This is a genomic window from Vulcanococcus sp. DEBay_Sum29NL08_54, from assembly GCF_017859255.1.
Classification (GTDB): domain Bacteria; phylum Cyanobacteriota; class Cyanobacteriia; order PCC-6307; family Cyanobiaceae; genus Vulcanococcus.
Genome location: NZ_JAFMNJ010000005.1, coordinates 1 through 23,864, shown reverse-complemented (window position 1 = coordinate 23,864; position 23,864 = coordinate 1). Strand labels below are relative to the sequence as shown.

The 23,864-nt window shown below is 66.2% G+C and carries 24 protein-coding genes; 16 read left to right on the top strand and 8 right to left on the bottom strand.

Annotated elements, in window-relative coordinates; all coding sequences use genetic code 11:
* Positions 1-8 precede the first annotated feature (8 nt).
* Together secG and msrB are read left to right on the top strand one after the other, a co-directional pair.
* Complete coding sequence (gene secG / locus QZ186_RS02885; protein WP_010315367.1) at positions 9-245, top strand: preprotein translocase subunit SecG; 237 nt, start codon at positions 9-11, stop codon at positions 243-245.
* Positions 246-249: 4 nt separating this feature from the next.
* Positions 250-720 (top strand): peptide-methionine (R)-S-oxide reductase MsrB, encoded by a 471-nt coding sequence (gene msrB / locus QZ186_RS02880; protein ID WP_296415717.1) that lies wholly within the window; start codon positions 250-252, stop codon positions 718-720.
* 60 nt (positions 721-780) lie between these two features.
* Here the strand turns inward: msrB and QZ186_RS02875 are convergent, their stop codons facing one another.
* The 5 genes from QZ186_RS02875 to groES all read right to left on the bottom strand — a co-directional run bounded on the left by QZ186_RS02875 (position 781) and on the right by groES (position 5,295).
* Positions 781-2,106 carry an ammonium transporter gene (locus QZ186_RS02875; RefSeq protein ID WP_296415716.1) on the bottom strand — a complete coding sequence of 442 codons (1,326 nt, stop codon included), beginning with the start codon at positions 2,104-2,106 and terminating at the stop codon, positions 781-783.
* A 126-nt stretch (positions 2,107-2,232) separates the two neighbouring features.
* On the bottom strand, positions 2,233-2,598 hold the full coding sequence (locus QZ186_RS02870; RefSeq protein WP_247477135.1) for an MscL family protein: 366 nt from the start codon (positions 2,596-2,598) through the stop codon (positions 2,233-2,235).
* A 59-nt stretch (positions 2,599-2,657) separates the two neighbouring features.
* Entirely contained in the window at positions 2,658-3,017 is a 360-nt protein-coding gene (locus QZ186_RS02865; protein WP_296415788.1) for a hypothetical protein, read from the bottom strand.
* Between the two features lie 284 nt (positions 3,018-3,301).
* Positions 3,302-4,936 carry a chaperonin GroEL gene (groL, locus tag QZ186_RS02860; protein WP_296415714.1) on the bottom strand — a complete coding sequence of 545 codons (1,635 nt, stop codon included), beginning with the start codon at positions 4,934-4,936 and terminating at the stop codon, positions 3,302-3,304.
* A 47-nt stretch (positions 4,937-4,983) separates the two neighbouring features.
* Entirely contained in the window at positions 4,984-5,295 is a 312-nt protein-coding gene (gene groES, locus QZ186_RS02855) for a co-chaperone GroES (RefSeq protein WP_010315361.1), read from the bottom strand.
* A gap of 270 nt (positions 5,296-5,565) precedes the next feature.
* Here groES and atpD point away from each other — a divergent pair, with 270 nt between their 5' ends.
* From atpD to QZ186_RS02840, 3 genes are all read left to right on the top strand, one after another.
* Positions 5,566-7,026, top strand: coding sequence for a F0F1 ATP synthase subunit beta (gene atpD, locus QZ186_RS02850; RefSeq protein WP_296415713.1), 1,461 nt, complete (start codon positions 5,566-5,568; stop codon positions 7,024-7,026).
* Positions 7,027-7,042: 16 nt separating this feature from the next.
* The gene (atpC, locus tag QZ186_RS02845; RefSeq protein ID WP_010315359.1) at positions 7,043-7,453 is read left to right on the top strand and encodes an ATP synthase F1 subunit epsilon; all 411 of its coding nucleotides are present in this window, start codon (positions 7,043-7,045) and stop codon (positions 7,451-7,453) included.
* Positions 7,454-7,527: 74 nt separating this feature from the next.
* Positions 7,528-8,595, top strand: a complete 1,068-nt coding sequence (locus tag QZ186_RS02840; protein WP_296415710.1) for a rhomboid family intramembrane serine protease — start codon at positions 7,528-7,530, stop codon at positions 8,593-8,595.
* Here the strand turns inward: QZ186_RS02840 and QZ186_RS02835 are convergent.
* Positions 8,570-10,819, bottom strand: a complete 2,250-nt coding sequence (locus tag QZ186_RS02835; protein WP_296415708.1) for a transglycosylase domain-containing protein — start codon at positions 10,817-10,819, stop codon at positions 8,570-8,572. The two genes, QZ186_RS02840 and QZ186_RS02835, sit on opposite strands and share 26 nt — an antisense overlap.
* 73 nt (positions 10,820-10,892) lie before the next feature.
* On the opposite strand from QZ186_RS02835, the gene QZ186_RS02830 reads away from it, so the two are divergent.
* Genes QZ186_RS02830 through QZ186_RS02805 form a run of 6 tightly spaced genes read left to right on the top strand, consistent with a single transcriptional unit; the run spans position 10,893 to position 15,970 of the window.
* A complete protein-coding gene (locus QZ186_RS02830; protein ID WP_010315354.1) occupies positions 10,893-11,168 on the top strand; it encodes a hypothetical protein in 276 nt (91 codons plus the stop codon).
* Entirely contained in the window at positions 11,165-11,854 is a 690-nt protein-coding gene (locus QZ186_RS02825; protein WP_296415706.1) for an FHA domain-containing protein, read from the top strand. The genes QZ186_RS02830 and QZ186_RS02825 overlap by 4 nt, the downstream gene beginning before the upstream one ends.
* Positions 11,851-13,173: a protein kinase gene (locus QZ186_RS02820; protein ID WP_296415705.1), complete on the top strand. Its 1,323-nt coding sequence runs from the start codon at positions 11,851-11,853 to the stop codon at positions 13,171-13,173. Before QZ186_RS02825 ends, QZ186_RS02820 begins: the two co-directional genes overlap by 4 nt.
* A 3-nt stretch (positions 13,174-13,176) precedes the next feature.
* Positions 13,177-13,908 carry a VWA domain-containing protein gene (locus tag QZ186_RS02815; protein ID WP_010315348.1) on the top strand — a complete coding sequence of 244 codons (732 nt, stop codon included), beginning with the start codon at positions 13,177-13,179 and terminating at the stop codon, positions 13,906-13,908.
* Positions 13,909-13,940: 32 nt separating this feature from the next.
* A complete protein-coding gene (locus tag QZ186_RS02810) occupies positions 13,941-15,059 on the top strand; it encodes a PP2C family serine/threonine-protein phosphatase (RefSeq protein ID WP_296415704.1) in 1,119 nt (372 codons plus the stop codon).
* Positions 15,056-15,970: a hypothetical protein gene (locus QZ186_RS02805; RefSeq protein WP_296415703.1), complete on the top strand. Its 915-nt coding sequence runs from the start codon at positions 15,056-15,058 to the stop codon at positions 15,968-15,970. The genes QZ186_RS02810 and QZ186_RS02805 overlap by 4 nt, the downstream gene beginning before the upstream one ends.
* 56 nt (positions 15,971-16,026) lie before the next feature.
* Here QZ186_RS02805 and QZ186_RS02800 read toward each other — a convergent pair whose 3' ends face one another.
* Positions 16,027-16,503, bottom strand: a complete 477-nt coding sequence (locus tag QZ186_RS02800; protein WP_247477117.1) for a 30S ribosomal protein PSRP-3 — start codon at positions 16,501-16,503, stop codon at positions 16,027-16,029.
* A gap of 62 nt (positions 16,504-16,565) precedes the next feature.
* On the opposite strand from QZ186_RS02800, the gene QZ186_RS02795 reads away from it, so the two are divergent.
* Positions 16,566-17,318, top strand: coding sequence for a TIGR01548 family HAD-type hydrolase (locus QZ186_RS02795; protein WP_296415787.1), 753 nt, complete (start codon positions 16,566-16,568; stop codon positions 17,316-17,318).
* Here QZ186_RS02795 and QZ186_RS02790 read toward each other — a convergent pair.
* The gene (locus tag QZ186_RS02790; RefSeq protein ID WP_296415699.1) at positions 17,315-18,637 is read right to left on the bottom strand and encodes an aminopeptidase P N-terminal domain-containing protein; all 1,323 of its coding nucleotides are present in this window, start codon (positions 18,635-18,637) and stop codon (positions 17,315-17,317) included. The two genes, QZ186_RS02795 and QZ186_RS02790, sit on opposite strands and share 4 nt — an antisense overlap.
* A gap of 26 nt (positions 18,638-18,663) precedes the next feature.
* On the opposite strand from QZ186_RS02790, the gene QZ186_RS02785 reads away from it, so the two are divergent.
* Genes QZ186_RS02785 through ald form a run of 4 tightly spaced genes read left to right on the top strand, consistent with a single transcriptional unit; the run spans position 18,664 to position 23,469 of the window.
* Positions 18,664-20,022 (top strand): GTP-binding protein, encoded by a 1,359-nt coding sequence (locus QZ186_RS02785; RefSeq protein ID WP_247477108.1) that lies wholly within the window; start codon positions 18,664-18,666, stop codon positions 20,020-20,022.
* On the top strand, positions 20,019-20,603 hold the full coding sequence (locus QZ186_RS02780; RefSeq protein WP_296415695.1) for a nicotinate-nucleotide adenylyltransferase: 585 nt from the start codon (positions 20,019-20,021) through the stop codon (positions 20,601-20,603). The genes QZ186_RS02785 and QZ186_RS02780 overlap by 4 nt, the downstream gene beginning before the upstream one ends.
* Complete coding sequence (locus QZ186_RS02775) at positions 20,603-22,288, top strand: NAD+ synthase (protein ID WP_296415693.1); 1,686 nt, start codon at positions 20,603-20,605, stop codon at positions 22,286-22,288. The genes QZ186_RS02780 and QZ186_RS02775 overlap by 1 nt, the downstream gene beginning before the upstream one ends.
* A 47-nt stretch (positions 22,289-22,335) precedes the next feature.
* On the top strand, positions 22,336-23,469 hold the full coding sequence (gene ald, locus QZ186_RS02770; protein ID WP_296415692.1) for an alanine dehydrogenase: 1,134 nt from the start codon (positions 22,336-22,338) through the stop codon (positions 23,467-23,469).
* The last annotated feature ends 395 nt before the right edge of the window (positions 23,470-23,864 follow it).

The following is a 23,864-nucleotide window of genomic DNA, read 5'->3' as shown; positions in this document are numbered from 1 at the left end:
CTGCATCGATGATTCAAACCACCCTCACCTGGATCTGGCTCAGCAGTGGTGCACTGCTGGTGATCACCGTTCTCCTGCACAGCCCCAAGGGGGATGGCATGGGTGGCATCGCCTCCAGCGGCAGCTCGATGTTCAGCAGCGCCCGCAGCGCCGAGGCGACCCTGAACCGCATCACCTGGACCCTGCTCGCCATCTTCATGGGACTGGCCACGGCCCTCAGCGCCGGCTGGTTCAAAGGTCTCTAACGCGATGACACGACGGGGATTGCTCGCCTCCTTGGCCCTGCTGGTGGGCGGCAAATCGGCGGATGCTGCCAGCAAGGCAGCTGATCCGCAGTGGCAACTCACGGATGCCCAGTGGAAGGCACGCCTGTCTCCAGCGGCGTACCAGGTCCTGCGTCAGGAGGGGACCGAGCGCCCTTTCTCCAGCCCCCTGAACAACGAGAAACGCGCCGGCATCTTCCACTGCGCCGGTTGTGATCTACCGCTGTTCAGCTCCAAGGCGAAGTACGACAGCGGCACCGGCTGGCCCAGCTTCTGGGAGCCCCTGGCCAATGCGATCGAGACCAAGGTGGACTTCAAATTGATCGTCCCCCGGACCGAATACCACTGCCGCCGCTGCGGCGGCCATCAAGGTCACGTCTTCGGTGACGGTCCTCGCCCGACCGGCAAGCGCTACTGCAACAACGGGGTGGCGCTGAGCTTTACGCCCAACGCCTAAGACAAGACAGCAAAAAGCCCGGGATGCGCTGCACCCCGGGCTTGCTTGTGGATGCTGTGCTCAGAACAGCTGAGGCGAACCGACGCGCTCGGCGTAGGCCTCTTCGCCGTGTTCAGCCACATCAACGCCGAGGTTTTCAGCGTTTTCGCCGACACGGAACTGAACACCAAGACCCCGCAAGACACCGGCAATCAAGAAGGTGCCAAGGGCAGCCAGGCCATAGGCCACCAGCACCGCCTGCAGCTGACCCAGCACCAGGGCTCCACGGCCCTGTTCCGCCAGGACCTGGCCGGCGGGGTGGGAGGCGATCAACTCAGCGTTGGCAAAGACGCCGGTGAGCAGGGCACCCGCGGTACCGCCGACGCCATGGACGGCATAGGTGTCGAGGGAATCGTCAAAGCGCAGCTTCACCTTGACCTGGACCGAGATGTAGCAGAGGACGGCGGTGATCGCACCGATGGCCATGCCCGAGCCGATGGTCACAAAACCAGCGGCGGGGGTCACGCCCACCAAGCCAGCCACAGCCCCGGTGGCCATGCCAACGGCGGTGGGCTTGCCGTCGCGCCAGGTCTCCACCACCGACCAGGCCACCAGACCCGCAGCAGCAGCGACGTGGGTGGTGGTGAAGGGAATCTCGGCGCCGCCAACGGCCAGCTGGCTGCCGCCGTTGAAGCCGAACCAACCAAACCAGAGCAACCCGGTACCCAGCAGGATCTGGGTCACGTCATGGGGAGGACGGATCGCCTTGGGCCACTGACGGCGCGCACCGATCAGACCGGCCAGCACCAGTGCGGTCACACCGGAGCTGATGTGCACGACGGTGCCACCGGCGAAATCGAGATCTTTGCCCAGGAAGCCGCCGCCCCAGACCATGTGGGCCAGCGGGGAATAGACCAGCAACAGCCAGATCGGCGTGAACAGGCACCAGAAGCGGAAGCTGATGCGCTCCACCAGGGCACCGGAGATCAGGGCCGGCGTGATGATCGCGAACATGCCCTGGAACAGGGCAAAGGTCAGACCGGGAACCGCAAGACCATCCCAGACCTCCGGCAGACGCTCGAGCAGGGCAAAGGTGAAGGGGTTCCCCACCACCGCCTGGGCCGCACCGCCATCGGCGAAGGCCAAGCTGAAACCAAAGCTGGCCCAGACCAAGGTGGCGATGCCCATCATCACGAAGCTCATCGCCATCGTGTTGAGGACATTGCGCCCCTGAACAAAGCCGCCGTAGAAGAAGGCCAGACCAGGGGTCATCAACAGAACCATTGCTGCCGAGATCAGCAGCAATGTGTTGTCGGAGCTATCCAGCGAGGCTTCTGCCGCCTGGGCTGGCAAGAAAGCACCCAGCAGGAACTGCAGCGCAGGAACGGTGAAAGCAGCGATCAGCAATCGGCGCTGTCGCGAAAGAAACGGCACGCGAACTCATTCGGTGATGACGGCTACCGTTTCAGACAACGCAGGAGACGGACTGTTCGCTGCGAACACTTTCATGGGTCCTGGACGATCGGTGTCCGCTCAGACCTCGGCTTCCCCGCCCTGGGCAGCACGCAGGCGATCCATCCCCGCCGAGGCCATGCGCTGGGACCGGTTGATCGCCTTAACAATGAAGAACAGCACCCAGCCCACAATCAGGGAATTGAGCAGCACATTCAGGGCCTGTCCAATCAGGAGCTGCCCACCGGCATAGGGAATCTCCCACTTTTCCCAGCCGCCATTGCGAATCAGGGGATTCACCAATGGCATCAACAGGTCTTTCGTGAGCGCATCGACGATCTGCTGAAACTGGGTGCCCACCACCACCGCAATGGCCAGGTTCAGGGCATTGCCCTTCTGAAAGAAGAACTCCGTGAATTCCTTCAACCAGCGACGAAAAGCGAGCATGAAAGACCTGGGAAAGCAGGCCTTCATTCGAACACGGGTGACTCAAAGCCCCTAAGTCTTCAGCCCTTGGAGTCGGGCTCTTGAAGACCGGAGCGCAGAAAAGCAACGCTCTTCTGAACACGCTCGATCTCATAGTCCGTCTTCACCTTCTGCTTCTCGAGAAGCTCCACTCGCTTCAAGAGGTCCTCCAGCAGCTTGTTCTGAAGTGACTCCACCTGGACCAGCCGCTTCTTCCGATCGGGGTCCGCCGGTCCAGCGGAGACCGCTCCATCTAGAACAGCACCCTCCGTCTCTAGATACACCTCCGCAAGGCGCTCAAGAACCTTGGTGTACTGCCTGCCCTGCCGCCGGCAGAGCTCCCGAAAGCGATCGAGAACCTCAGGCCTGAAGTTCGCAGCAAAAGCACCAGGACGCGGCACAGCCAAGACTCATATAGCCGAAACAATACGTCCGCCTCTTCACGCCCATTCCCCTGCTCAATGGCGAGCAACTGCACCCGCACCAGCTCGCCCTCGCGCCAAGACAAAAGCAACCCTGTGGCATAGCTCTGCATTGCAGCGCCTAGATAAGTGTTACTGGCAGGACTTGGATCGCCCTGATCGACGCCGAGCGATAGGCACAAAAAAGGGGCACGAATGTGCCCCAGATGCATTGCAATGACTGAAGGTTCATCGGGGAGGGGTCACCCTCTCCCCGACCGGCCTCAATAGTCGAAGTCGCCGCCGCCCATGCCGCCGCCGGCAGGAGCTGCTTCCTTCTTCTCGGGCATGTCAGCCACGATGCACTCGGTGGTCAGAACCATGCCTGCAATCGAGGCAGCGTTCTGCAGACCGGAGCGGGTCACCTTGGCGGGGTCCACGATGCCGGCAGCCAGCATGTCGACGTACTCACCAACGGCGGCGTTGTAGCCCTCGTTGAAGGGCTTGTTCTTGACGTGCTCGGCCACGACGGAGCCGTTCACACCGGCGTTCTCAGCGATGCGCTTGAGGGGAGCGGTCAGAGCGGAAGCCACGATGGTGGCGCCGATCAGCTCTTCGCCGGACAGGTTGGCCTTGGCCCAATCCTCGAGGGCGGGAGCCAGGTGAGCCAGGGTGGTGCCACCGCCAGGAACGATGCCCTCTTCAACGGCCGCCTTGGTGGCGTTGATGGCGTCTTCCAGGCGCAGCTTCTTGTCCTTCATCTCGGTCTCGGTGGCGGCACCCACCTTGACCACGGCCACACCGCCGCTCAGCTTGGCCAGACGCTCCTGCAGCTTTTCCTTGTCGTAGGTGGAGTCGGTCTCATCCATCTGCTTGCGGATCTGCTCGCAGCGGGCCTTCACAGCCACCTCGTTGCCTTCGGCCACGATGGTGGTGGTGTCCTTGTTGATGGTGATGCGGCGGGCGGTGCCCAGCATCTCCAGCTTGGCGTTCTCCAGCTTGAGGCCGGCGTCCTCGGTGATCAGCTGACCGTTGGTCAGAACAGCGATGTCCTCGAGCATGGCCTTACGGCGATCGCCGAAGCCAGGGGCCTTCACAGCCGCCACGTTCAGGACGCCACGCAGACGGTTGACCACCAGGGTGGCCAGGGCTTCCTTCTCGATGTCCTCAGCGATGATCAGCAGAGGCTTGCCGGTGCGAGCGATCTGCTCGAGCACGGGCACCAGGTCCTGCACCAGACCGATCTTCTTGTCGGTCAGCAGGATGTAGGGCTCCTCCAGAACCGCTTCCATCCGCTCGGTGTCGGTGGCGAAGTAAGGGGAGATGTAGCCCTTGTCGAAGCGCATGCCTTCGGTGACCTCCAGCTCGGTGGTCATCGACTTGCCTTCCTCGAGGGAGATCACACCCTCTTTGCCGACCTTGTCCATGGCGTCGGCAATCATGCGGCCGACTTCCTCGTCGTTGCCGGCGGAGATGGTGCCGACCTGGGCGATGGCGTTGGAGTCGCTGATGGGCTTGGCGTTCTCCTTGATCTTCTCGACCAGGAATTCAGCGGCCTTATCGATGCCCTTCTTCAGGGTGATGGCGTTGGCGCCAGCAGCAACGTTGCGCAGACCGGACTTGACCATGGCGTGGGCCAGGACGGTCGCGGTGGTGGTGCCGTCACCGGCGGCGTCGTTGGTCTTGGAGGCGGCCTGACGGATCAGGGCGACACCGGTGTTCTCGATGTGATCCTCGAGCTCGATCTCCTTGGCGATCGTGACGCCGTCGTTGATGATCTGAGGAGCGCCGAACTTCTTCTCGAGGACGACGTTGCGGCCCTTAGGACCGAGGGTCACGGCAACCGCCTCAGCCAGGATGTCGATGCCTTTTTCGAGGGCGCGGCGGGCCTGCTCGTTGTAAATAATGCGCTTAGCCATGGGAGGCGAATCTCGCGGTAGGGGTGGTTAGAAGACGGTGTTGAGGCTCAGTTGACGACAGCCAGGATGTCCTTCTCGGAGAGGAGCACGTACTCGTCGCTGCCGAGCTTGATGTCGGTGCCGGCGTACTTGCTGTAGAGCACCTTGTCGCCAACGCTCACTTCAGGAGCCTGACGGGAACCGTCGTCGTTGCGCTTGCCGGGGCCCACCTGAACCACCTCGCCCACCTGGGGCTTTTCTTTGGCGGTGTCGGGCAGAAGGATGCCACCGGCAGTCTTCTCTTCGGACTCAGAGACCTTGATGAAGATGCGATCGCCCAGGGGCTTGACGGTGGAAACGCTGAGGGAAACAGCAGCCATGGATGGAATTCGGGTTGGTTGGCGAAACCATTGGCATGGCGCCAGAGACGCTGCCAGGGTCGCGGCGTAAAAACGCCTAGGAACGCGAGTTAGCACTCACATCCCCTGAGTGCCAAGTTATGGGCGCGCTTCCCGAGTCCACAACCACCCCGCGGGGCGGGTGACCGAACAGGGCAGGGGAGGGGTGACGGGGTGCAGGGGCGCGGTGGTATGTTTGCGCCGCTTCAGGCGGGCTGCGTCCCGCTGTGCGTCCTGCGACTTCTCCTTTAAATGGCTGCTGCTACTGCCACCGGCACCAAAGGCATCGTCCGGCAGGTGATCGGACCGGTGATCGACGTTGAATTCCCGGCCGGCAAGCTGCCAAAGATCTATAACGCTCTCCGCATTGAGGGCAAAAACTCGGCTGGTCAAGACGTTGCTCTGACCGCTGAGGTTCAACAGCTGCTCGGCGACCACCGCGTCCGCGCCGTCGCCATGAGCGGCACCGACGGCCTGGTCCGCGGCATGGGCGCCCTGGACACCGGTGCTCCGATTTCCGTGCCCGTGGGTGAGGCCACCCTCGGCCGCATCTTCAACGTGCTCGGTGAGCCCGTTGACGAGCAGGGTCCGGTGAAGACCACCACCACCGCCCCCATCCACCGCGAAGCTCCCAAGCTGACCGACCTCGAGACCAAGCCCAAGGTGTTCGAGACCGGCATCAAGGTGATCGACCTGCTGGCTCCCTACCGCCAGGGCGGAAAGATCGGCCTCTTTGGCGGTGCCGGCGTGGGCAAGACCGTGTTGATCCAGGAGCTGATCAACAACATCGCTAAAGAGCACGGCGGTGTGTCCGTGTTCGGTGGCGTGGGTGAGCGCACCCGCGAGGGCAACGACCTCTACGAGGAATTCAAGGAATCCGGCGTGATCAACGCCGAGGACCTCTCCAAGTCGAAGGTGGCCCTCTGCTACGGCCAGATGAACGAGCCCCCCGGCGCCCGCATGCGCGTCGGTCTCTCGGCTCTGACCATGGCTGAGCACTTCCGCGACGTGAACAAGCAGGACGTGCTGCTGTTCGTCGACAACATCTTCCGCTTCGTTCAGGCCGGCTCCGAAGTCTCCGCACTGCTGGGCCGCATGCCTTCCGCTGTGGGCTACCAGCCCACCCTGGGCACCGACGTCGGTCAACTGCAGGAGCGCATCACCTCCACCCTCGAGGGCTCCATCACCTCGATTCAGGCTGTGTACGTGCCTGCGGACGACCTGACCGACCCCGCACCGGCTACCACCTTTGCTCACCTGGACGCCACCACCGTGCTGAGCCGCGGCCTGGCTTCCAAGGGCATCTACCCCGCTGTGGATCCCCTGGATTCCACCAGCACCATGCTCCAGCCCTCCGTTGTGGGTGACGAGCACTACCGCACCGCCCGCGCCGTGCAGTCCACCCTGCAGCGCTACAAGGAGCTCCAGGACATCATTGCGATTCTGGGTCTGGACGAACTGTCCGAAGACGACCGTCGCACCGTGGACCGCGCTCGCAAGATCGAGAAGTTCCTCTCCCAGCCCTTCTTCGTGGCTGAGATCTTCACCGGCATGCCCGGTAAGTACGTGAAGCTCGAGGACACCATCAAGGGCTTCAACATGGTTCTCTCCGGTGAACTGGATCACCTGCCCGAGGCTGCCTTCTATCTGGTGGGCAACGTCGACGAAGTGAAGGCCAAGGCGGCCAAGATCCAAGCCGACGCCAAAGGCTGATCCGGAGCGTTAGCTGATGTCTCTCACCCTCCGCGTTCTGGCTCCAGACCAGAGCGTCTTCGACGGCCCTGCCGACGAAGTGATCCTTCCCTCCACCACGGGCCAACTGGGCATTCTTCCCGGTCACGTCTCCCTGCTCACCGCCCTCGACTACGGGGTGCTGCGTGTGCGCGAGAACAACGACTGGAAAGCCATCGCCCTCCAGGGTGGTTTTGCCGAGATCGAAGCGGATGAAGTCACCGTCCTGGTGAACACCGCTGAACTCGGTAGCGCTATCAACGCTGACGAAGCCAACAAAGAACTGGAAGCCGCCACCGCTGCTGCCAACCAGTTCGAAGGTCAGGCCGCCAGCACCGAGAAGCTCAAGGCCCAACAAGCCGTCTCCCGTGCCCGCGCTCGGGTTCAAGCGGCAACCCTGAACAACTGAGCGCTGCCTTCAGTTGCACGCACCAGCGCCCCAAATGGGGCGCTTTTTTATGCTCAGCCCACAGATCCCAAGCCATGGGCCTCGGCACGACTCTCGGCAGGCAGCTGCGCCAATGGCAGATCCAGAACCCTGAGGCGCTGCAAAGCGGACGGGCGATCGCCAATCGCCTCATCGATGCCCTCGGCGCGGAGGACGCGCTGAAGGGTCCGATTCGCGACCTTGCCAACCAACCCCTGCTGCTGCAGCTGCTCCATGGCAGCGGCGCCAGCCAAACCAGTGCCCGCGCCAGCCTGGGGGCACACATTCGACAGACCTACTCCGCCGAGGTCCAAAGCGAGCTTCAGGATCTGCTCGACGCCGCCTGCGGGACAAGCAAGCCCGAGCCTGCAACCGCCCCACCGCGCCAGAGCGTTGCGGCCGCTCCTGCCGCAACGGCCCTCAAGGGTCTGGAACCACTCGCCCCAGGGCTGGCCCTCTCAGCCTGCGGCGCCTTGGTGCTGAGCTGGTTCGGCCAGGAACTGGACCGGCTGATCTTTGATGGCTGGGGCTGGAGCGGGGGTCTGGTGCTGGTGCTGAGCCTGGCCGGCCTGGCCGTCGGACCGTGGCGCAGCAGCCTGAGGCGACGCTGGAGTCTGAGCAGCGAGCAGGCCTCACAACCGCGGCAGGTCTGGCGCTGGATCAGTTCCCCCTGGGTCCATGGCAGCGGTCTCGAAGCCGCGGTGAATCTGGCCGTGCTGCTGATCGTCCTGGGGAACTCGCCCCTGCCCCTCGGCCAGGTGATCCTGCGCTACAGCCTGACGGCCCTGGCCTGCCTGGGCCTGGCCGCACTCTGCGCCCAACGCTGGAGCGTCCAACGAACCTGGAGCGGATCCGCCGGGCCGGTCTGTGCCTTGATCGGCCTGGCGGCCGGCTCCAGCCTGCTGCACTGGAAGCTCTTGGTCTTTCGTCCCCTGGGGCTGAGCATCCCGGCTTGGGTACTGCTGCTGTTGGTGGGGGCCCTGCAACTGGGCTGGCAGCTCCCTCGCCAGCAACCCGAGGAACGCAGCACGGCCCTGCAACGCCTGCTGGCCTCCAGCTGCAGTTGGGGACTGATCCTCGGCCTGGTCTGGGCCCTGATCAGCCGGCTGCAGGCAGGGCTCTAGCGGCCTGCTGCATGTAGCGCCCCCAAAGCTGCGCCACCAAGCCACCGCTCGCTCCTGAGGCGGGACGGTTGTCGTCGTTCCCCATCCAAATCGCCGTCAGAACCTTCAGCGAGGGGGAGTAGCCGATGAACAGGGCATCCACGCCGTTGTTGGTGGTGCCGGTCTTGCCGCGAGCATCCGGGACCACCGCCGCCGCTCTGCCCGTTCCGCCCTGGACCACCCCAGCCAACATCTGATCCATCGCCGCAGCCACCTCCGGCCGGATCAACTGGCGAGATCGCTCTCCAATCGGGGTCGTCACACCCCGGGCCGGACAGCGGTCCAGGCTTTTCAGCGATCGGCAGATGCCCAGGTCATAGATGCGGCTGACCCCGTGCACGGGCACCGATCTCCCCCCGTTCGCGACCACGGCATAGGCCCGGGCCATCTCGTAGAGATAGGTCTCCCGGCCGCCCAGCATGGTGTTGTAGTCCGCGTCCAGGGGCGTCGAAATGCCCAGCCGTCGCGCCAGCTTGAGCACCTGGGAGAACCCCGCCCGCTCCGCCAGCCGCAGGGCAACCACGTTCTCCGAACCCGCCAGACCCGCGGCCACGCTGATCGCTCCGGCGGACTGACGGCAGCCCCCCACATAGTCCAGTGGGGCACAGGAGATGGACTCGGACGGTGAGACGCCGGCGGCCAAGGCCGCCAGGAAGGGGAACAACTTGAAGGTCGAGCCGGGCTGGCGCAGGGCCTGAACCCGATCAAAACTCGAGCGGCTGTAATCGCCACCGCCGACGTAGGCCAGGATGTCGCCGGTCTCGGTATTCAGGCTGATCAGCGCCCCCTGGGTCAGCCCCGCCGCGGCCGCGGGCCCCTCCAAAAAACGCTTCAGCTGCTCCTGGGCCAACTGCTGCAGCTTGGGGTTGATCGTGCTCTCCACCGCGTAATTGCCAGCCCCATCACCGCCCCTGAGGTTCAAACCAAAGCGGGTGCCCTCGAGCTCACCAATGACGTAGTCGCTGAAGAAGGGGTAACTGCTGAAGCTCGACTCCCGGCAGGCCGAGGGATCGATGTTCAGGGGCCGCCGCTGGGCATCGATCAGGCCCTGATCGCTCAACCAACCCTGCTCGTGCATCAGCTTCAGCACCAGGTTGCGGCGCTCCAGGCCCGCACCTGGGTCCTCGAGGTTGCAGGGGCTGTAGCCGTTCGGGCTGGGAAGCAGTCCCACCAAAAAGGCCGACTGGCCGACGTCCAGATCGCTGGCGGACTTGCGGAAGTAGAGCTGGGCCGCCTGCTCAAAGCCTTCGGTCCCCAGGCCCAGGTAGGCGCGATCGAGATAGAGCTTGAGGATCTGGTTCTTGCTGAAGCCCACCTCCAGCTGCAGGGCCACCCATAGCTCGCGCAGCTTGCGGGTCAGGCTTAGGTCGCGCCCCACCTCCGGGTAGACCATGCGCGCCACCTGTTGGGTGAGGCCGCTGCCGCCGCCGCTCCCCAACACAGCGGAGCGCAGGGTGCCGAACAGGTCGATGCCGCTGTTCCAACCAAAGCGGGCCTCCTCGGAGGCCAGCAGGGCCTGGCGCAGGTGCAGCGGATAGGACTGCAAGGACGGCAGCGCCGTGGAGGCCCCCTCCTTGGCATCCACCTGCTGACCATCGGCCGCAAAGATCTTGACCGGACCGTCGATGCTGCGGATCCGGGAGCCGCCGCCAATGCTGGCGGCCAGCAGCATGCCACTCACCAACAGGGCTGAGCCCGCCAAGGCCGTGATGCCCACCAGGCGAATCGCCTGCTCCAGGGGGCTGCGGGGATGGACGTAGCGCAGCTCAGGCGCCTGGCCCTTGAGGGGCGAGCCCAGCTGCACCGCATCCCCATCCCGCAGCTGAATCCAGCGGATCCGACGATCCCGATGGAACAGGCCATTGGAGGAACCAAAGTCCTCCAAGGCAAAGTCCCGGTCGCTGGGACGCTCCTTCTCAAGGATCGCGTGCACCCGGCTGAGACTCGGATCGCTCAACGGCAGCTCGCAGGCCGGATCACGGCCCAGGCGATAACGCCTGGGCTCAAGCTCGAGCTCCTGGATCTTCCCGTCCTTCCCCCAGAGCTCCAGGCGCGCCTGGTGTTCCAGCAATGCAGGCAGGGTGCTCCGCACCGCCTCGGGCCGCTCTCGCCAAGGTCCGCGAAGGGCTGCACGGGCAAAGTCTTTCCAAGCCTCCCGAACGGCCGGTGAGGCAAGACGATCCAAGCGAGAGGAGGTGCTCAGGCGGGTGTTGCAGTCCAGCCATAGGCTAAGACCAGCCCACCTCCGCCCCCCTTCGGTGCAGCGTCAACGGGACCCCTGGGAGCCCTTCCGCCTCTGGTTGGCGATCACGATCGGGCTCTATGCCCTGCGGGCCTTCTTTGCCTTCACCTGGGTGGGTGCGATCCCGGGCTGGATCCTGCTGTTGATGGTGCTCGTGGCGCTGGCGCTGGCCAGCAAAGCGGTCCTCTTCCCCGGGCGTGTCGTGCCCTATCGCGAGGGGGATGGCGGCCTCTGGAACGACCTGCGCGATGACTGGAGACTCTGGTGGGCCCGCCGGCGAGGAGAGCGATGAGCGCCCCCAAAGCGCGTTTGCTGCTCGCCAGCGATCCCAGCAAAGCCGCGCCCCTCGATCCCAAACAGCCCCTGACGATCGGCAAGGCGGCGAGCAATCGGCTCTGCCTCGCCAGCCAAACCGGGGTCTCCGATCACCACGCCGTCGTCCGGTTCTCGCAAACACAGGGCTGGTTGATCTGCGAGTGGCAGAGCAACGACGGCACCTTCCTCGAAGGGCAACGGATTCAGCAGTGCCGCCAGCTCGAGGACGGCGATGAGATCCGGCTGGGACTCCAGGGCCCCGTGCTGCAGTTCGAGCTGATCACCGCGCCGATCGCCAAACCCGCTGCCCCCGTCTCCAAACCCGCAGCCACTACCCGCCGGATCGATGTGGATGGGGAAACAGTGGAGCTGGCTGAGATCCTCTCGGCCGGGGTGCAAAGCCTGCCGCGCCATCCCCATGTCTTCAGCTGGTGGTTACTGCTCTGCCTCGGGGGGCTGCTGTTGCTGCCCTTCCCCCTGATCTTCTGGCCTTTAGAACTCGGCGCCCTGGGCGGCTGGATCGTGCTGGGCTCCCGCAAGGACCACAGCCTGGTGGTGGTGCTGCGGGATGGCCGTGCCCTACGCCATGGCTTTGCCAACCGCCGCACGGCCCTGGCCCATCGCAACGGCATCCGCAAGGCCCTCGCCAGCCAGGGCCGATGAACAGCCTGCTGCCGCTGGGGACACGCCTGCCGTTCGACGGCCTCGATCAACCCCTTGAACTCACGCGCCTCCTGGGGGGCGGAACCCAGGGGCAGGTCTACGCCGTGCGCTGCGGTGCGGAGGAGCTCGCCCTGAAGTGGTACTTCCCCAGTTGCATCGCCCGCGACCCACTGCTGCGGCAGCGCCTGCAGCAAAGCATTCGCCTGGGGGCTCCCAACGGCGCCTTTCTCTGGCCCATGGCACTGCTGGAGCCCAGCGCCGAGAGTCGGCCCCTGATCCGCTGCCAAGAGCCAGGCTTTGGCTACTTGATGCCCCTGCGTCCCAGTGGTTTTCAGGGGGCCCATCTCCATGCCGGCGGGCGGATGGAGATCAGCCTGCAGAACATCCTGCGGGCCTGCTTTCATCTGGCCGATGCCTTCCACGAACTCCACCTCAAGGGGCTCTGTTACAAGGACATCTCCCTGGGAAACCTCTTCCTCAGGCCGGGCGATGGCGCGATCCTGATCTGCGACAACGACAACGTCGCGATCGACGGCCAGGGCGCCGGCAGCGTGCTCGGGACCCCAGGATTCATGGCCCCGGAGGTGCTGCTGGGGGCAGCCAAGCCCAGTGCCAGCACGGATCAATTCAGCCTGGCCGTGCTGCTCTTTCGGCTGCTCACCCGCCACGACCCCTTCCGCGGGCGACAGGAACTGGCGATCCGCTGCCTCGATGAACCGGCCCGGCGCCGGCTCTACGGCGAGGAGGCCCTGTTCATCTTTGATCCAGAGAACCCCGCGAACCGGCCTGATCCGGAGGAACACGCCGCGGCCTTGCTGACCTGGCCGATCTACCCGCGGAGCCTGCAGCAGCTGTTTGAGACGAGCTTTGGCGCGGGGCTTCGGCAACCCGGCATGCGCCCCCTGACCGGGCAGTGGAAACAGGTGCTCGCGCGCTGCCTGGACCAACGCCGCCTCTGTCAGCACTGCGGCGAAGAGCTCTTCCACAGCGGACCCTGCTGGAGCTGCGGTCACACCAACCCGGCAGTCCTGCAACTGCAGCTCCCCCGAGGACAGGTGGCGGCCTGCCCAGGCAATGACCTCTACCCCCATCACTTCGATGGACGCGACAGCGAGCGGCTCGATCAGCCCCTGGCGCAACTGGTCGGCCACCCCACGGACCCAAGCGTTGTCGGTCTCAGGAACCTCGGAGCAACGGCCTGGCAAGGCCAGTTGAGCAACGGCCAGCTGCTCGAGGTGGAGCCGGGCAAAACCTGTAATGTCGCGGCCCTGCAGCAGCTCAGCACCCAGGCCGGGCCGATCACCCCGATCCGCAGATAAGCCATGCCCTTCCCCAACGTTCGCCTCAGCAACCGCCCGCTGCACTTCATCTACCTCTGCGATTGCTCCGGCTCCATGGCCGCCCAGGGCAAGATGCAGGCCCTGAATCAGGCGATCCGGCAGTCCCTGCCGGGCATGGCGGAGGTGGCCGAGCAAAACCCTGAAGCCCGGGTGCTGGTGCGGGCCGTGCGTTTTGCCGATGGCGCCGCCTGGCATCTGGCCGAGCCCACACCCGTGCAGGAGCTGCAGTGGCGTGATCTCGAGGCCGGTGGCATCACCGCCATGGGGGAAGCGCTGGAGCTGGTGGCCGGCGTGCTGCAGTCCCCGCCGATGGAGGAGCGGGCTCTGCCCCCGGTCTTGGTGCTGATCTCCGATGGCCAACCCACCGACGACTTCGATGCGGGGCTGAGCCAGCTGATGCGTCAGCCCTGGGCCCAGAAGGCCGTGCGCCTGGCGATTGCCATGGGCCATGACGCCGACCTCGAGGTGCTGCAGCAGTTCATTGGTCCTGAGCCCAGCGGTGGCGGCAAGTCGCCGCGGCGACCGCTGCAGGCCAGCAATGCCACAACCCTGGCGCAGTACATCCAATGGGCCTCGACCGCCGTGGTCGGAGCGGCCTCCATGCCCGCCAGCCGGCTGGATGACACGCCGCAGGACGCAGGCAACATTCCCCTGCCGGATCTGCCGCCGACCCTGCTGGACCCCGTCGACGACGTCGGTCCACTGGTGTGGTGAGACCCGCCTGGACTGGCGCACGCCATTGCAGCGTGATCGGCGCCGCCCACCGGCGGCAGGGCAAACCCTGCCAAGACGCCTCCCGGGTCTGCCAAGTCGGCCCTGAGCTGCAACTGCTGCTGGTCTCCGATGGCCATGGCGGCAGCCGCTATCGCCTCAGCGATGTGGGTAGCCAGCTGGCCTGCGCTGCGGCAGAGGAGTCGGTCGCGGCGCTGGCCAGGACGCTCTCCCTCCAGGATCAAGACGGCTGGCGCCGGCAGCTCGCGCAGGAGCTGCCCACCGCGATTCAGCAGCGCTGGCTCCGGGCGATCGAGGAGCACTGGAGCAGCCAGGCCGCTTCAGCGGACGAAGCCTTCTCCAGCGCGCTCTACGGCTGCACCCTGGGATTGGTCCTGCTGAGCCCCGACTGGTGGGGCTGCACCGGCATCGGCGATTGGGACCTCGTGGAGATCCACGCCGATGGGGACGCCCGTCTGGTGAACCAGGAGCAACTGAGCAACGCCACAGGAGAGGCCACCTTGAGCCTCTGCCAAAGCGAAGCCCTGGATGCCTGGTCATCGCGGGTCCAACTCCAGTCCGCCCTCCCCACAACCGCCCTGGTGCTCTGCACCGATGGGGTGCGCAAGTCCTGCGCCACCGATGGGGACTTCCTGCAGCTCTGCCAGCAGATGCTGGAGATCCAGGGGGAGGCCTTGGTCCAGGGATTGGAGGAAATCACGGCCCAAGGCAGCGGTGACGATGTCTCCGTTGCCATCGCCCAGCGCAGCGAACCAGCCCGGCGCGGGAAGGCGGGGGTCCTCACCGCCCTGGGCGCTGCCGCAGCCCTGATCGCGGGGGGCCTCTGGTGGTGGCCCAAGGCCCCTGATCCGCTGGCCCTCGAGATCCAACAGCTCTGCCAGCACCCCGAGCGGATTGAGGCCAGCCTCAAGCAACGGCGCCAGCAATTCCTGGCCTTCAAGAGCAGTCCCGCCCAAGCCCAGGCGCTGCTGGATCATCCCGAGCGAGATCCCCTGGGCGCCCTAATTGCCAGCAGCGCGCCTGGGGCCAAGGCGGAGCCGAAGATCTGCCCAGCCCTGGAGCAAGCCCTGCGGGCGCAATGGGAGGCGGCGAGCGAGACTCAAGGGCCATCCCGCGCCCCGGCGCGACCATGAACGACTACCAGCTCGGCGTGAAGCTGCGGCGCCAAATCCTGGCGGACTTTGAGCGGGGGATCAGCAGTGATGTGCGCCGCTACCAGGCGCTGCTCAGCGATTTTTGCGGAGACAACGAACTGCTGCTGCTGCCGGCCCTGAAGCACCTGGTGCAAACCGCCGCCTTCCAGGAGGCCGTGGCCGAGCGGCCGCCCCTACCCAGCGAAACCCAACTCAACCTGCGGCTGCAGCAGGAGCTCGACGCCCTCTTCGCCCCGGCCCTGTGCCTGCGGATGGCCGAAGTCCTGCGGGGCCTGCTGGGCCTGGCCCCCGATGGGCAGGCCATCCCCAGCGACCTCCCGGACGAGCCCACCGCCGTGGTGGATACCCCCGTTCACTCCAACAGCGGTGTCGTCGCAGTGCTGAGCTTCATCGCTGGCGTGCTGGTGGTGGGCGTTGTTGGTGCCCTCACCTGGCTGGTGCTGCTCAACCGCTCCATGACGCCCTCCACGGCAACGGCGCCGGCCCTGGTGAGCGAGCCCGAACCCACCCAAACCGAACCGGAGCCGGCCACCAGCGAACCCAAGTTGGATCCAGCCCAACTGCAGTTGAACCAGGCCATCGAGACCGTCCGCCAGCTGTACGACGACATCTCCCTGGGGAACACCGCTGCCGCCAAGCAACTCTTCAGCCCCCAAGCCGCCGATCAGTTCGACCCCGCCTTCTTCAGCCAGTTCCAACGGGTGGCCGTCGACAACCTCCAGGAAATCAGCCGCGATGGCAGCAAGGTCACCCTGCAGGGGGTCGTGACCTTCGTCTATCCGGATGGCACCAGCCAGGCGGAATCACGTTCCTTCACCGTGGACACCGCCAGCCAACCGGGACTGATCACCGCCAGCAGCTTTGATCAAGTGGTCAGCCCGCGCCGCTGAGCAGGCACAAAAAAGCCCCCGCTCTGCGGGGGCCAAGGAAACGGGGGAACCGCAAATCAGGCGGTACCGCAGAAGGTGACGTCGGGGAACTTGAGCTTGGCCTCTTCCAGGCTCTTGCCCTTGCCTTCCTCTTGCCAGTAGTTGATCACCTCGGTGGCCTTGTTGAGGACTTCAACGCGCTCGTTATCGGTGATCCAGCTCTTGCCTTCCAGCTCCGTCTTCAGGGTTTCCCAGGCGTCCTCACGGGGCCAGAAGAAGTAGGAGGTCAGGGGGCTGGGGCCGCCACCGACGATCTGGTCGACGGCCAGGGCCACGTTGTCGGGCAGCCAGAGGATCTTCACCAGGAAGCGGCCCTCATCGGCCTTCGGGGTACGGCCGGAGGGAACGCCGTTCTCGTCGATGGTGGCGGTCGCCAGGGCAGCGCTGGCACCACTCAGCACCGGACGAGCCTCAGTGGTCTCCGTTGCCGGAGCTTCTGTCGAGGCAGTCGTAGCAGCAGTCGCCGCGGCGCTCTCAGCGCTCTCGGTGCTCATGGTGTCCGCGCTCAAGGCTTAATGACAAACAACTAACCTACCAGCCGCTGTTCTCCAGTCCCCTGAGCCCGCGCGCTGTTCTCCTGTTCGACATCGACGGCGTGATCCGCGATGTGGGAGGCAGCTACCGCAAGGCCATCGTGGAGACGGTGCATCACTACAGCGGCCAGCGGCCCAGCCCCGAGAGCATCGATGCCCTGAAGGCCGAGGGCTGCTGGAACAACGACTGGGAGGCCTCCCTGGAGTTGCTGCGCCGGCAGGGTCAGCAAGACCTCCCGGCCTTTGAGGCACTGGTAGAGGTCTTCAACAGCTTCTATTTCGGTGGTGATCCAGAGGGTGACCCAGCGGCTTGGGCGGGCTTCATCCGCAACGAGCCGTTGCTGGTGGATCCCACGTTCTTTGCCTCTCTCTCAGCGGCGGATGTGGCCTGGGGATTTGTCAGTGGCGCCGAGCCCCCCTCGGCCCGCTTCGTGCTGGAGACCCGCCTTGGCCTGAGGCAGCCGCCGCTCATCGCCATGGGGGAGGCCCCCGACAAACCGGACCCCAGCGGCTTCCTGCGGCTGGCGGGCTCCCTGGCAGCGGCAACCGTGCCGGTGGCCTACCTGGGGGACACCGTGGCTGACGTCACCACCGTGGTGCGGGCACGCCAAGAGCGCCCCGCTCAACGCTTCATCAGCCTGGCGGTGGCCCCGCCGCACCTCCAGAACAGCCCGCGCCGCGGGGCCTATGAGGAGCAGCTGCGGGCCGCCGGTGCTGATGCGGTCATCGCCAACACCACCGCTGTGTTGGCGGCGTTGGAGCAGGCGATCGCCTAGCGCTCCAAGGCCGCCGGAGCCTTGAGGGCGGCGGCGGTGAGGTTCTCGTGGCCGTGGTCGGTCACCGCCACGTCGTCCTCAATCCGAATGCCAATCCCCTTCCAGCGCGCCTCGATCTCAGGCTGCCCCTCGGGGACCGGCAGCCGATCGCTGACGTAGAGACCTGGCTCAACCGTCAGCACCATGCCGGTCTCCAGGGCCACATGGTGCTCACCCAGGCGATAGGCACCGACGTCATGGACGTCCAGGCCCAACCAATGGCCGGTGCGATGCATGTAGAGGTGCCGGTAGGCCCCCTGCTCGATGATCCCGTCCACCTCGCCCCGCAGCAGACCCAGGTCCACCAAGCCCTCCACCAGCACGCGCACGGCGGTGTCATGGACGCCTTCAGCGGTCTGCCCCGGAGCAACGACGGCCACGGCCGCCTCCTGGGCCGCGAGCACGAGGTCATAGAGGGCGCGCTGCTCGGCGCTGAAGCGGCCGTTGATTGGGAAGGTGCGGGTGATGTCTCCGTTGTAGTAGTCGTTCAGAGAGCAACCGGCGTCGATCAAGAGCAGATCGCCGTCCTTCAGCAACGCATTGTTCGCCGTGTAGTGCAGCACGCAGGCGTTGTCCCCACCGGCGACGATCGAGCCGTAGGCCGGGCCGCGGGCCCCCTGCTCGAGGAAGTGCTGCTCGATCACCCCCTGAACCTGGCGCTCGTTCAGCCCTGGGCGGACCACCTGGCGGGCCAGTTCATGGGCCTCGGCGGAGATGCGGGCCGCTTCGCGCATCCGCGCGATTTCTTCGGGGCTCTTGCGCAGCCGCAGGGCATGCAGGAGCGGACAGGGCGCCACCAGGCCCAGGGCCGCCGTACCGCTGCGGGGGGCACGGTCGAGCTGACCAGCCCAGGCCTGCAGTACATGGGGCTCCACCTCGGGGTGCTTGCCCACCCGGAAGGCGATGCCTTCGGCACCGCGCAAATAATCGGCCAACCGTTCCGCCAGCTCCTCGCGGGGGTGGGCCAGGTCTGCGCCAAAGCGCTCCACGGCCCCCTCACAGCCCCACCGGAAGCCCATCCAGACCTCGGCGCTGGGTTCCTTGGGCTGCACAAAGAGAACAAACCGCTCCCCCTCGGGCCGATGGGGCAGAAACAGCGCAACCGCGTCGGGCTCATCGAAACCCGTCAGGTACCAGAAGTCACTGTTCTGGCGAAAAGGCCACTCGCAGTCGGCGTGATGCGTCACCAGCGGAGCCGCGGGAATCACCGCAGCAGCGCCGCCAAGGGCCTGAAAGAAACGAGCACGGCGCTGGGCAAAGACGTCCGGAGCGAGCGACATGGAAGCGAGCGGTGCTGAGCGCGACGATGGCACAACCGCTTCAATACGTGGCGACCAGGCCCCTGCCCTTGCCTCAGCCCTCCACCGCTGAACGCTGCGCCCTGTTGCTCTCGCAATGGCGGGGAGACCTGCGCCTGAGCGATCGGGAGCGCTCGGTGCTGGAGCCGGAGCTGCGCACCCTGGATCAACAGTTGCTGGCGCTGAAGCAGCGGCGGCTGCGGGTGGCGGTCTTTGGCCGGGTGGGCGTGGGCAAATCCAGCCTGCTGAATGCCCTGCTGGAGAAGCCGGCCTTCGCCACGGACGTGGCCCACGGCTGCACCCGCAAGCAGCAGCGCGAGACCTGGGGGGTCCAGGTGCCCGATCTCAGCCAGATCGAGCTGGTGGACACCCCGGGCATTGATGAGATTGCCGCCCGGGCCCGCCATCGCCTGGCGGCCCGGGTCGCCCTGGGGGCCGACCTGGTCCTGCTGGTGCTCGACAGCGACCTGACGACCCCGGAGGCCGAGGCGATCGAGCAGCTACTGGGCGCCGGGAAACCGCTGCTGCTGGTGCTCAATCGCATCGACAACTGGCCGAGCGGCGAGCGCTCGGCGCTGATCGAGAGCATCCGCTCGCGCCTCCCCCGCCAGGCGCAGCACCTGGAGATCCTGCCGGTGGCCGCCGCCCCGCGGCGGGCGGTGCTGCTGGAGGGGGGCCGCGTGCGCAGCGAACCCCAGCCAGCGCAGATCGCACCACTGCGCAGGGCCCTGCTGGAGCTGCTCCAGGACCAGGGCTCCCTGCTGCTGGGCCTCAATGGACTGCGGGCGGCGGATCGTTTCAGCCAGAGCCTGCATGCCTGGCGCCTGAAACGCGGCAAGGCCGCCGCCCAAGGGCTGATCGGCCGCTATGCGGCGATGAAAGCCACCGGCGTCGCCGCCAATCCGCTGCTGCTGCTGGATCTCGCCGGCGGCTTTGCGATCGACACCGCCCTGGTGCTGCAGCTCTGCAAGCTCTACGACCTGGAGATGAGCAGCAGCGGCGCCCGGGCCCTGTTGACGCGACTCTCGGCGCAAAACGCCCTGCTGGGGGGAACCCAACTGGGCATCCAACTGCTGCTCGGGGGACTGCGGCAGGTGCTGCTGCTGGCCGCCCCCCTGAGTGGCGGCTTGAGCCTGGCGCCGGCGGCTCCGGTGGCCATGGCCCAGGCGGCCCTGGCCGTCTACAGCACCCGCCTGACCGGACGCCTGGCGGCGGCGGAGCTACTGCGCAGCGCCCAGCGGGGGCGCTTTCGGCCCGCCTCGCTGCTGCGGCGCCTGGCCGGCCAAGACCCCCAGGTGCGTGACTGGCTGCAGCAGTGGCAGCGCATGGGTGGAGGCCCCATCCCCTCGGGCCAGCTGTTGCCGTGAGCAGCCGCGAACTGGCCCTGTTCGGCACCAGCGCCGACCCTCCGACCGAAGGGCATCAGGCCCTGCTGCTTGGCCTGGCCCAGCGCTACGGCCAGGTGGCGGCCTGGGCCAGCGACAACCCCTTCAAGCAGCACGGGGCACCGCTGGAGCTCCGCGCCCAGCTCCTGGGGACCTTGATCGAGAGCCTGGGCAACGACCAGGTGCAGCTGGCGCAGGACCTCAGCAGTCCCAAAGCGATCGAGACCCTCGATCGCGCCGCCATCCGCTGGCCGGATCGGCAGCTGGTGTTTGTCGTCGGGGGCGATCTCGCCGCTCAAATCCCCAGTTGGTATCGGGCGGCAGATCTGCTGCAGCGCTGCCGCCTGACGGTGGTGCCGCGCCAGGGCCACCCGATGGCGGCAGGTGCCCTGGAGAGGCTGCGGGATCTGGGGGCCCAAGTGGAGCTGCTGGAGCTGCCTGTGCCAGCAACCGCCAGCTCAGCCATTCGCGGCGGGCAAGAGAACAGCTCGATTCCCGAAGTGCTCTGGCCCGAACTGCTCAAGCACAATCTCTATGGCCTCACCTCCAAGCTCGCCCCCTAATGCGCGTCGCCCTGGCCCAGATCAATCCCCTGGTGGGGGACCTGAGCGGCAACGGGGCTCAACTGCTTGAGGCCTGCCGCCACGCCGCAGAGGGCGGTGCCGACCTGGTGGTCTCATCAGAACTGGCGCTCTGGGGCTACCCCCCGCGGGACCTGCTGCTGCGCCCGTCCCTGCGGCACAAACAAGACGCGGTGCTGGACGGGCTAGCCCGTGACCTGCCAACCGGCCAGAGCCTCTTGCTGGGGGTGAGTGAGACGGTCAGCGATGGCCAGCAGCCCGATCTGTTCAACAGCGTGGCCCTGGTGGAGAAGGGCGCCTGGCGGATCGTGGCCCGCAAACGTCTGCTCCCCAGCTACGACGTCTTCGATGAACGGCGTTACTTCCGCCCGGCCGAAGAGCCCTGCCTGCTGGAGCTCGAGCGGAAGGGACGCCGCTGGCGCCTGGGCCTGACCATCTGCGAGGACCTCTGGGTGGAGGAGCAGCTCCACAGCCAACGGCTCCTGGGGGGCGATCCCGTGGGGGACTTGGCGGCGCTGAAGCCTGACCTGCTGATCAATCTCTCGGCCTCCCCCTTCGGCCAAGGCAAACCGCAACTCAGGCGAGAGCTGGCCAAGAGTGCCGCCCAGCGCCTGGGGGCTCCCGTGCTCTACGTCAACCAGGCGGGAGGCAATGACGAGCTGATCTTCGATGGCGGGAGTTTCGCCACCACAGCAAACGGCGAGGTGGCCGCTCAGCTGGCGTTTGGGAAAGCGGATCTGGCCTGCTGGACACTCGGCAACGCCACCGCTGCAGCACCGATCCCCTGCGACGAAGAACTGCTGCTGAGGGCCCTGGTGCTGGGGGTACGGGACTACGCGCGCAAATGCGGCTTCGGCAAAGCGCTGCTTGGACTGAGCGGCGGCATCGATTCCGCCCTGGTGGCGGTGCTGGCGGCGGCGGCCCTGGGCGCCAAGCAGGTGCAGGCGCTGCTGATGCCCTCCCCCTGGAGTTCAGAGGGCTCCATCAACGACTCCCTGGAGCTCGCCAATCGCCTAGGGATCAGCACCCAGACGGTGCCGATCGAGGGCTTGATGGGTGGATTCGATGCCGCCTTGATCGCTCCCTTGGGGGGCACGCCGGCGGGGGTGACGGCGGAAAACCTGCAATCCCGCATCCGGGGCACCCTGTTGATGGCGGTGGCCAACCAACAGGGACAGCTGCTGCTCACCACCGGCAACAAGAGCGAGCTGGCCGTGGGCTACTGCACCCTCTACGGCGACATGAATGGGGGTCTGGCGGTGATCGGTGACCTCTACAAGTCAACGGTCTTTCACCTCTGCGACTGGATTGATTCCGAGGCCGCACAAGCGGTGCGCCAGGAGCTGGGCCTACCGGCGGAGGGGGAATTGATCGGCTCCGCCATTCGCACCAAGCCCCCCAGTGCCGAGTTGCGCCCCGATCAAAAAGACAGCGACTCCCTGCCGGATTACGCCGTGCTGGATCCGCTGCTGAAGGCCCTGCTGGAGGAGCACCAAAGCCCCGAGGAGTTGGCCCAGCAGGGAACCGACCCAGCCCTGGCCGAGCGGGTGATGGGGCTGCTGCGCCGGGCGGAGTTCAAGCGACGCCAGGCCCCGCCGGTGCTCAAGCTCAGCCAGCGGGCCTTCGGCAGCGGTTGGCGAATGCCCATCGCAGCTGCCGCTCAGTAGCCAGAGGGGCCTGAGCTCGCCATCTTGGAGGTGATCGAAGGTCTGCCATGGCCGGCTCCATCGCACCGATCGCCAGCATCGGCGTGCCACGGGAAATCAAGCCCGATGAGCAGCGGGTCGCGCTAACGCCCGATGCCGTGCGCGAGCTGGTGAGCCATGGCCTCTCGGTGCGGGTGGAGCACCGGGCCGGCGCCGGCGCTGGCATTGAGGACGCGGCCTATGTCGCCGCTGGGGCGGAACTGGTCAGCCGCGAGGAGGCCTGGGGGGCGCACCTAGTCGTGAAGGTCAAGGAACCCCAGACAGAGGAATTCCCCTTTCTGCGCGCTGATCAGGTGCTCTTCACCTACCTGCACCTCGCCGCCTACCCCGCCGTCGGCGAAGCCCTGATCGAGGCCGGCACCACCGCCATCGCCTACGAGACGGTTCAGCTCTCCGACGGCAGCCTGCCGCTGCTGGCGCCCATGAGCGAGATCGCCGGCCGGCTCGCCGCCCAGGTGGGAGCCCATCTGCTGGAGAAACCCCACGGCGGACGCGGCGTTCTCATGGGCGGCTGCACCGGGGTGCGGCCGGCCCGAGTGGTGGTCCTGGGGGCCGGCAGTGTCGGCTGGAACGCCGCCCGGGTCGCCGCCGCGATGGATGCGGAGGTGCTGCTGCTCGATCTCTCCCCCGAGAGACTGCGGCAACTGGAGCCGGCACGCCAAGGGCGGATGGTGAGCCTGGTCAGCAGCGTTGGCCGCCTGGAGCGGTTGATCCCGAGCGCCGACCTGGTCATCGGCGCGGTGCTGCGTCCGGGCGATCGCGCCCCGACCCTCGTGAGCGAAGAGCTGGTGAAGCAGATGCAACCGGGTTCCGTGATCGTCGATGTCGCCATCGACCAGGGGGGCTGCATCGCCACCAGCCGGGAGACGACCCACACCGATCCGGTGGTGACCATCCATGGCGTGCAGCACTACGCCGTCGGCAACATGCCCGGCGCCGTGCCCTACACCTCCACCGAAGCCCTGGTCAGCGTCACCCTGCCCTACATCCTGGCGATCGCCGGTCGGGGCCTGATCGAAGCGGTCACCGACCGGCCCGAACTGGTCTCAGGCCTGAACACCGTCGGCGGCTCCGTCTGCCATCCCGGCGTGGCCAAAGCCCTGGGAGTAGGCAACCGTCACCCGATGGCCTGCCTGAACTAGGCCTCGGATTCCCAAACTCTCTATTGCTCTCTCCTGGAAGGAGAGATGTCCCTATTTGGGGCTATCGAGATGGCTTGAACCAAGGCAACACTGACATCAACCCCGAAAGGGGGGGTGCCTGAAATCCGACCCCCCGCACTTCTTTTGGATCGGGGGGTTTTTCATAGGACAGCACCGGAGTGAGAAACGCGCTTCAACGGCTGCCTTCCCGATTCACCAAGCAACAAAAAGCCCCCTCTTGCGAGGGGGCTTCTGGTTCAACCGAGATTGAACCGTTTGGTTTGAGGATCAACCTCAGCCGATGGCAGGTGCGGTCAGAGCCACGGGGGTGGACTCAGCAGCAGCCAGGTCGAGGGGGAAGTTGTGAGCGTTGCGCTCGTGCATCACTTCCATAC

What these genes read in the sequence shown, in the direction of transcription:
- QZ186_RS02825 (WP_296415706.1), top strand. Translation starts at nt 11,165, where the DNA reads ATGAGCGCCCCCAAAGCGCGTTTGCTGCTCGCCAGCGATCCCAGCAAA.
- groES (WP_010315361.1), bottom strand. Translation starts at nt 5,295, where the DNA reads ATGGCTGCTGTTTCCCTCAGCGTTTCCACCGTCAAGCCCCTGGGCGAT.
- ald (WP_296415692.1), top strand. Translation starts at nt 22,336, where the DNA reads ATGGCCGGCTCCATCGCACCGATCGCCAGCATCGGCGTGCCACGGGAA.
- QZ186_RS02785 (WP_247477108.1), top strand. Translation starts at nt 18,664, where the DNA reads ATGGCACAACCGCTTCAATACGTGGCGACCAGGCCCCTGCCCTTGCCT.
- QZ186_RS02800 (WP_247477117.1), bottom strand. Translation starts at nt 16,503, where the DNA reads ATGAGCACCGAGAGCGCTGAGAGCGCCGCGGCGACTGCTGCTACGACT.
- QZ186_RS02790 (WP_296415699.1), bottom strand. Translation starts at nt 18,637, where the DNA reads ATGTCGCTCGCTCCGGACGTCTTTGCCCAGCGCCGTGCTCGTTTCTTT.
- atpD (WP_296415713.1), top strand. Translation starts at nt 5,566, where the DNA reads ATGGCTGCTGCTACTGCCACCGGCACCAAAGGCATCGTCCGGCAGGTG.
- secG (WP_010315367.1), top strand. Translation starts at nt 9, where the DNA reads ATGATTCAAACCACCCTCACCTGGATCTGGCTCAGCAGTGGTGCACTG.
- groL (WP_296415714.1), bottom strand. Translation starts at nt 4,936, where the DNA reads ATGGCTAAGCGCATTATTTACAACGAGCAGGCCCGCCGCGCCCTCGAA.
- QZ186_RS02805 (WP_296415703.1), top strand. Translation starts at nt 15,056, where the DNA reads ATGAACGACTACCAGCTCGGCGTGAAGCTGCGGCGCCAAATCCTGGCG.
- QZ186_RS02870 (WP_247477135.1), bottom strand. Translation starts at nt 2,598, where the DNA reads ATGCTCGCTTTTCGTCGCTGGTTGAAGGAATTCACGGAGTTCTTCTTT.
- QZ186_RS02815 (WP_010315348.1), top strand. Translation starts at nt 13,177, where the DNA reads ATGCCCTTCCCCAACGTTCGCCTCAGCAACCGCCCGCTGCACTTCATC.
- QZ186_RS02820 (WP_296415705.1), top strand. Translation starts at nt 11,851, where the DNA reads ATGAACAGCCTGCTGCCGCTGGGGACACGCCTGCCGTTCGACGGCCTC.
- QZ186_RS02840 (WP_296415710.1), top strand. Translation starts at nt 7,528, where the DNA reads ATGGGCCTCGGCACGACTCTCGGCAGGCAGCTGCGCCAATGGCAGATC.
- QZ186_RS02775 (WP_296415693.1), top strand. Translation starts at nt 20,603, where the DNA reads ATGCGCGTCGCCCTGGCCCAGATCAATCCCCTGGTGGGGGACCTGAGC.
- msrB (WP_296415717.1), top strand. Translation starts at nt 250, where the DNA reads ATGACACGACGGGGATTGCTCGCCTCCTTGGCCCTGCTGGTGGGCGGC.
- atpC (WP_010315359.1), top strand. Translation starts at nt 7,043, where the DNA reads ATGTCTCTCACCCTCCGCGTTCTGGCTCCAGACCAGAGCGTCTTCGAC.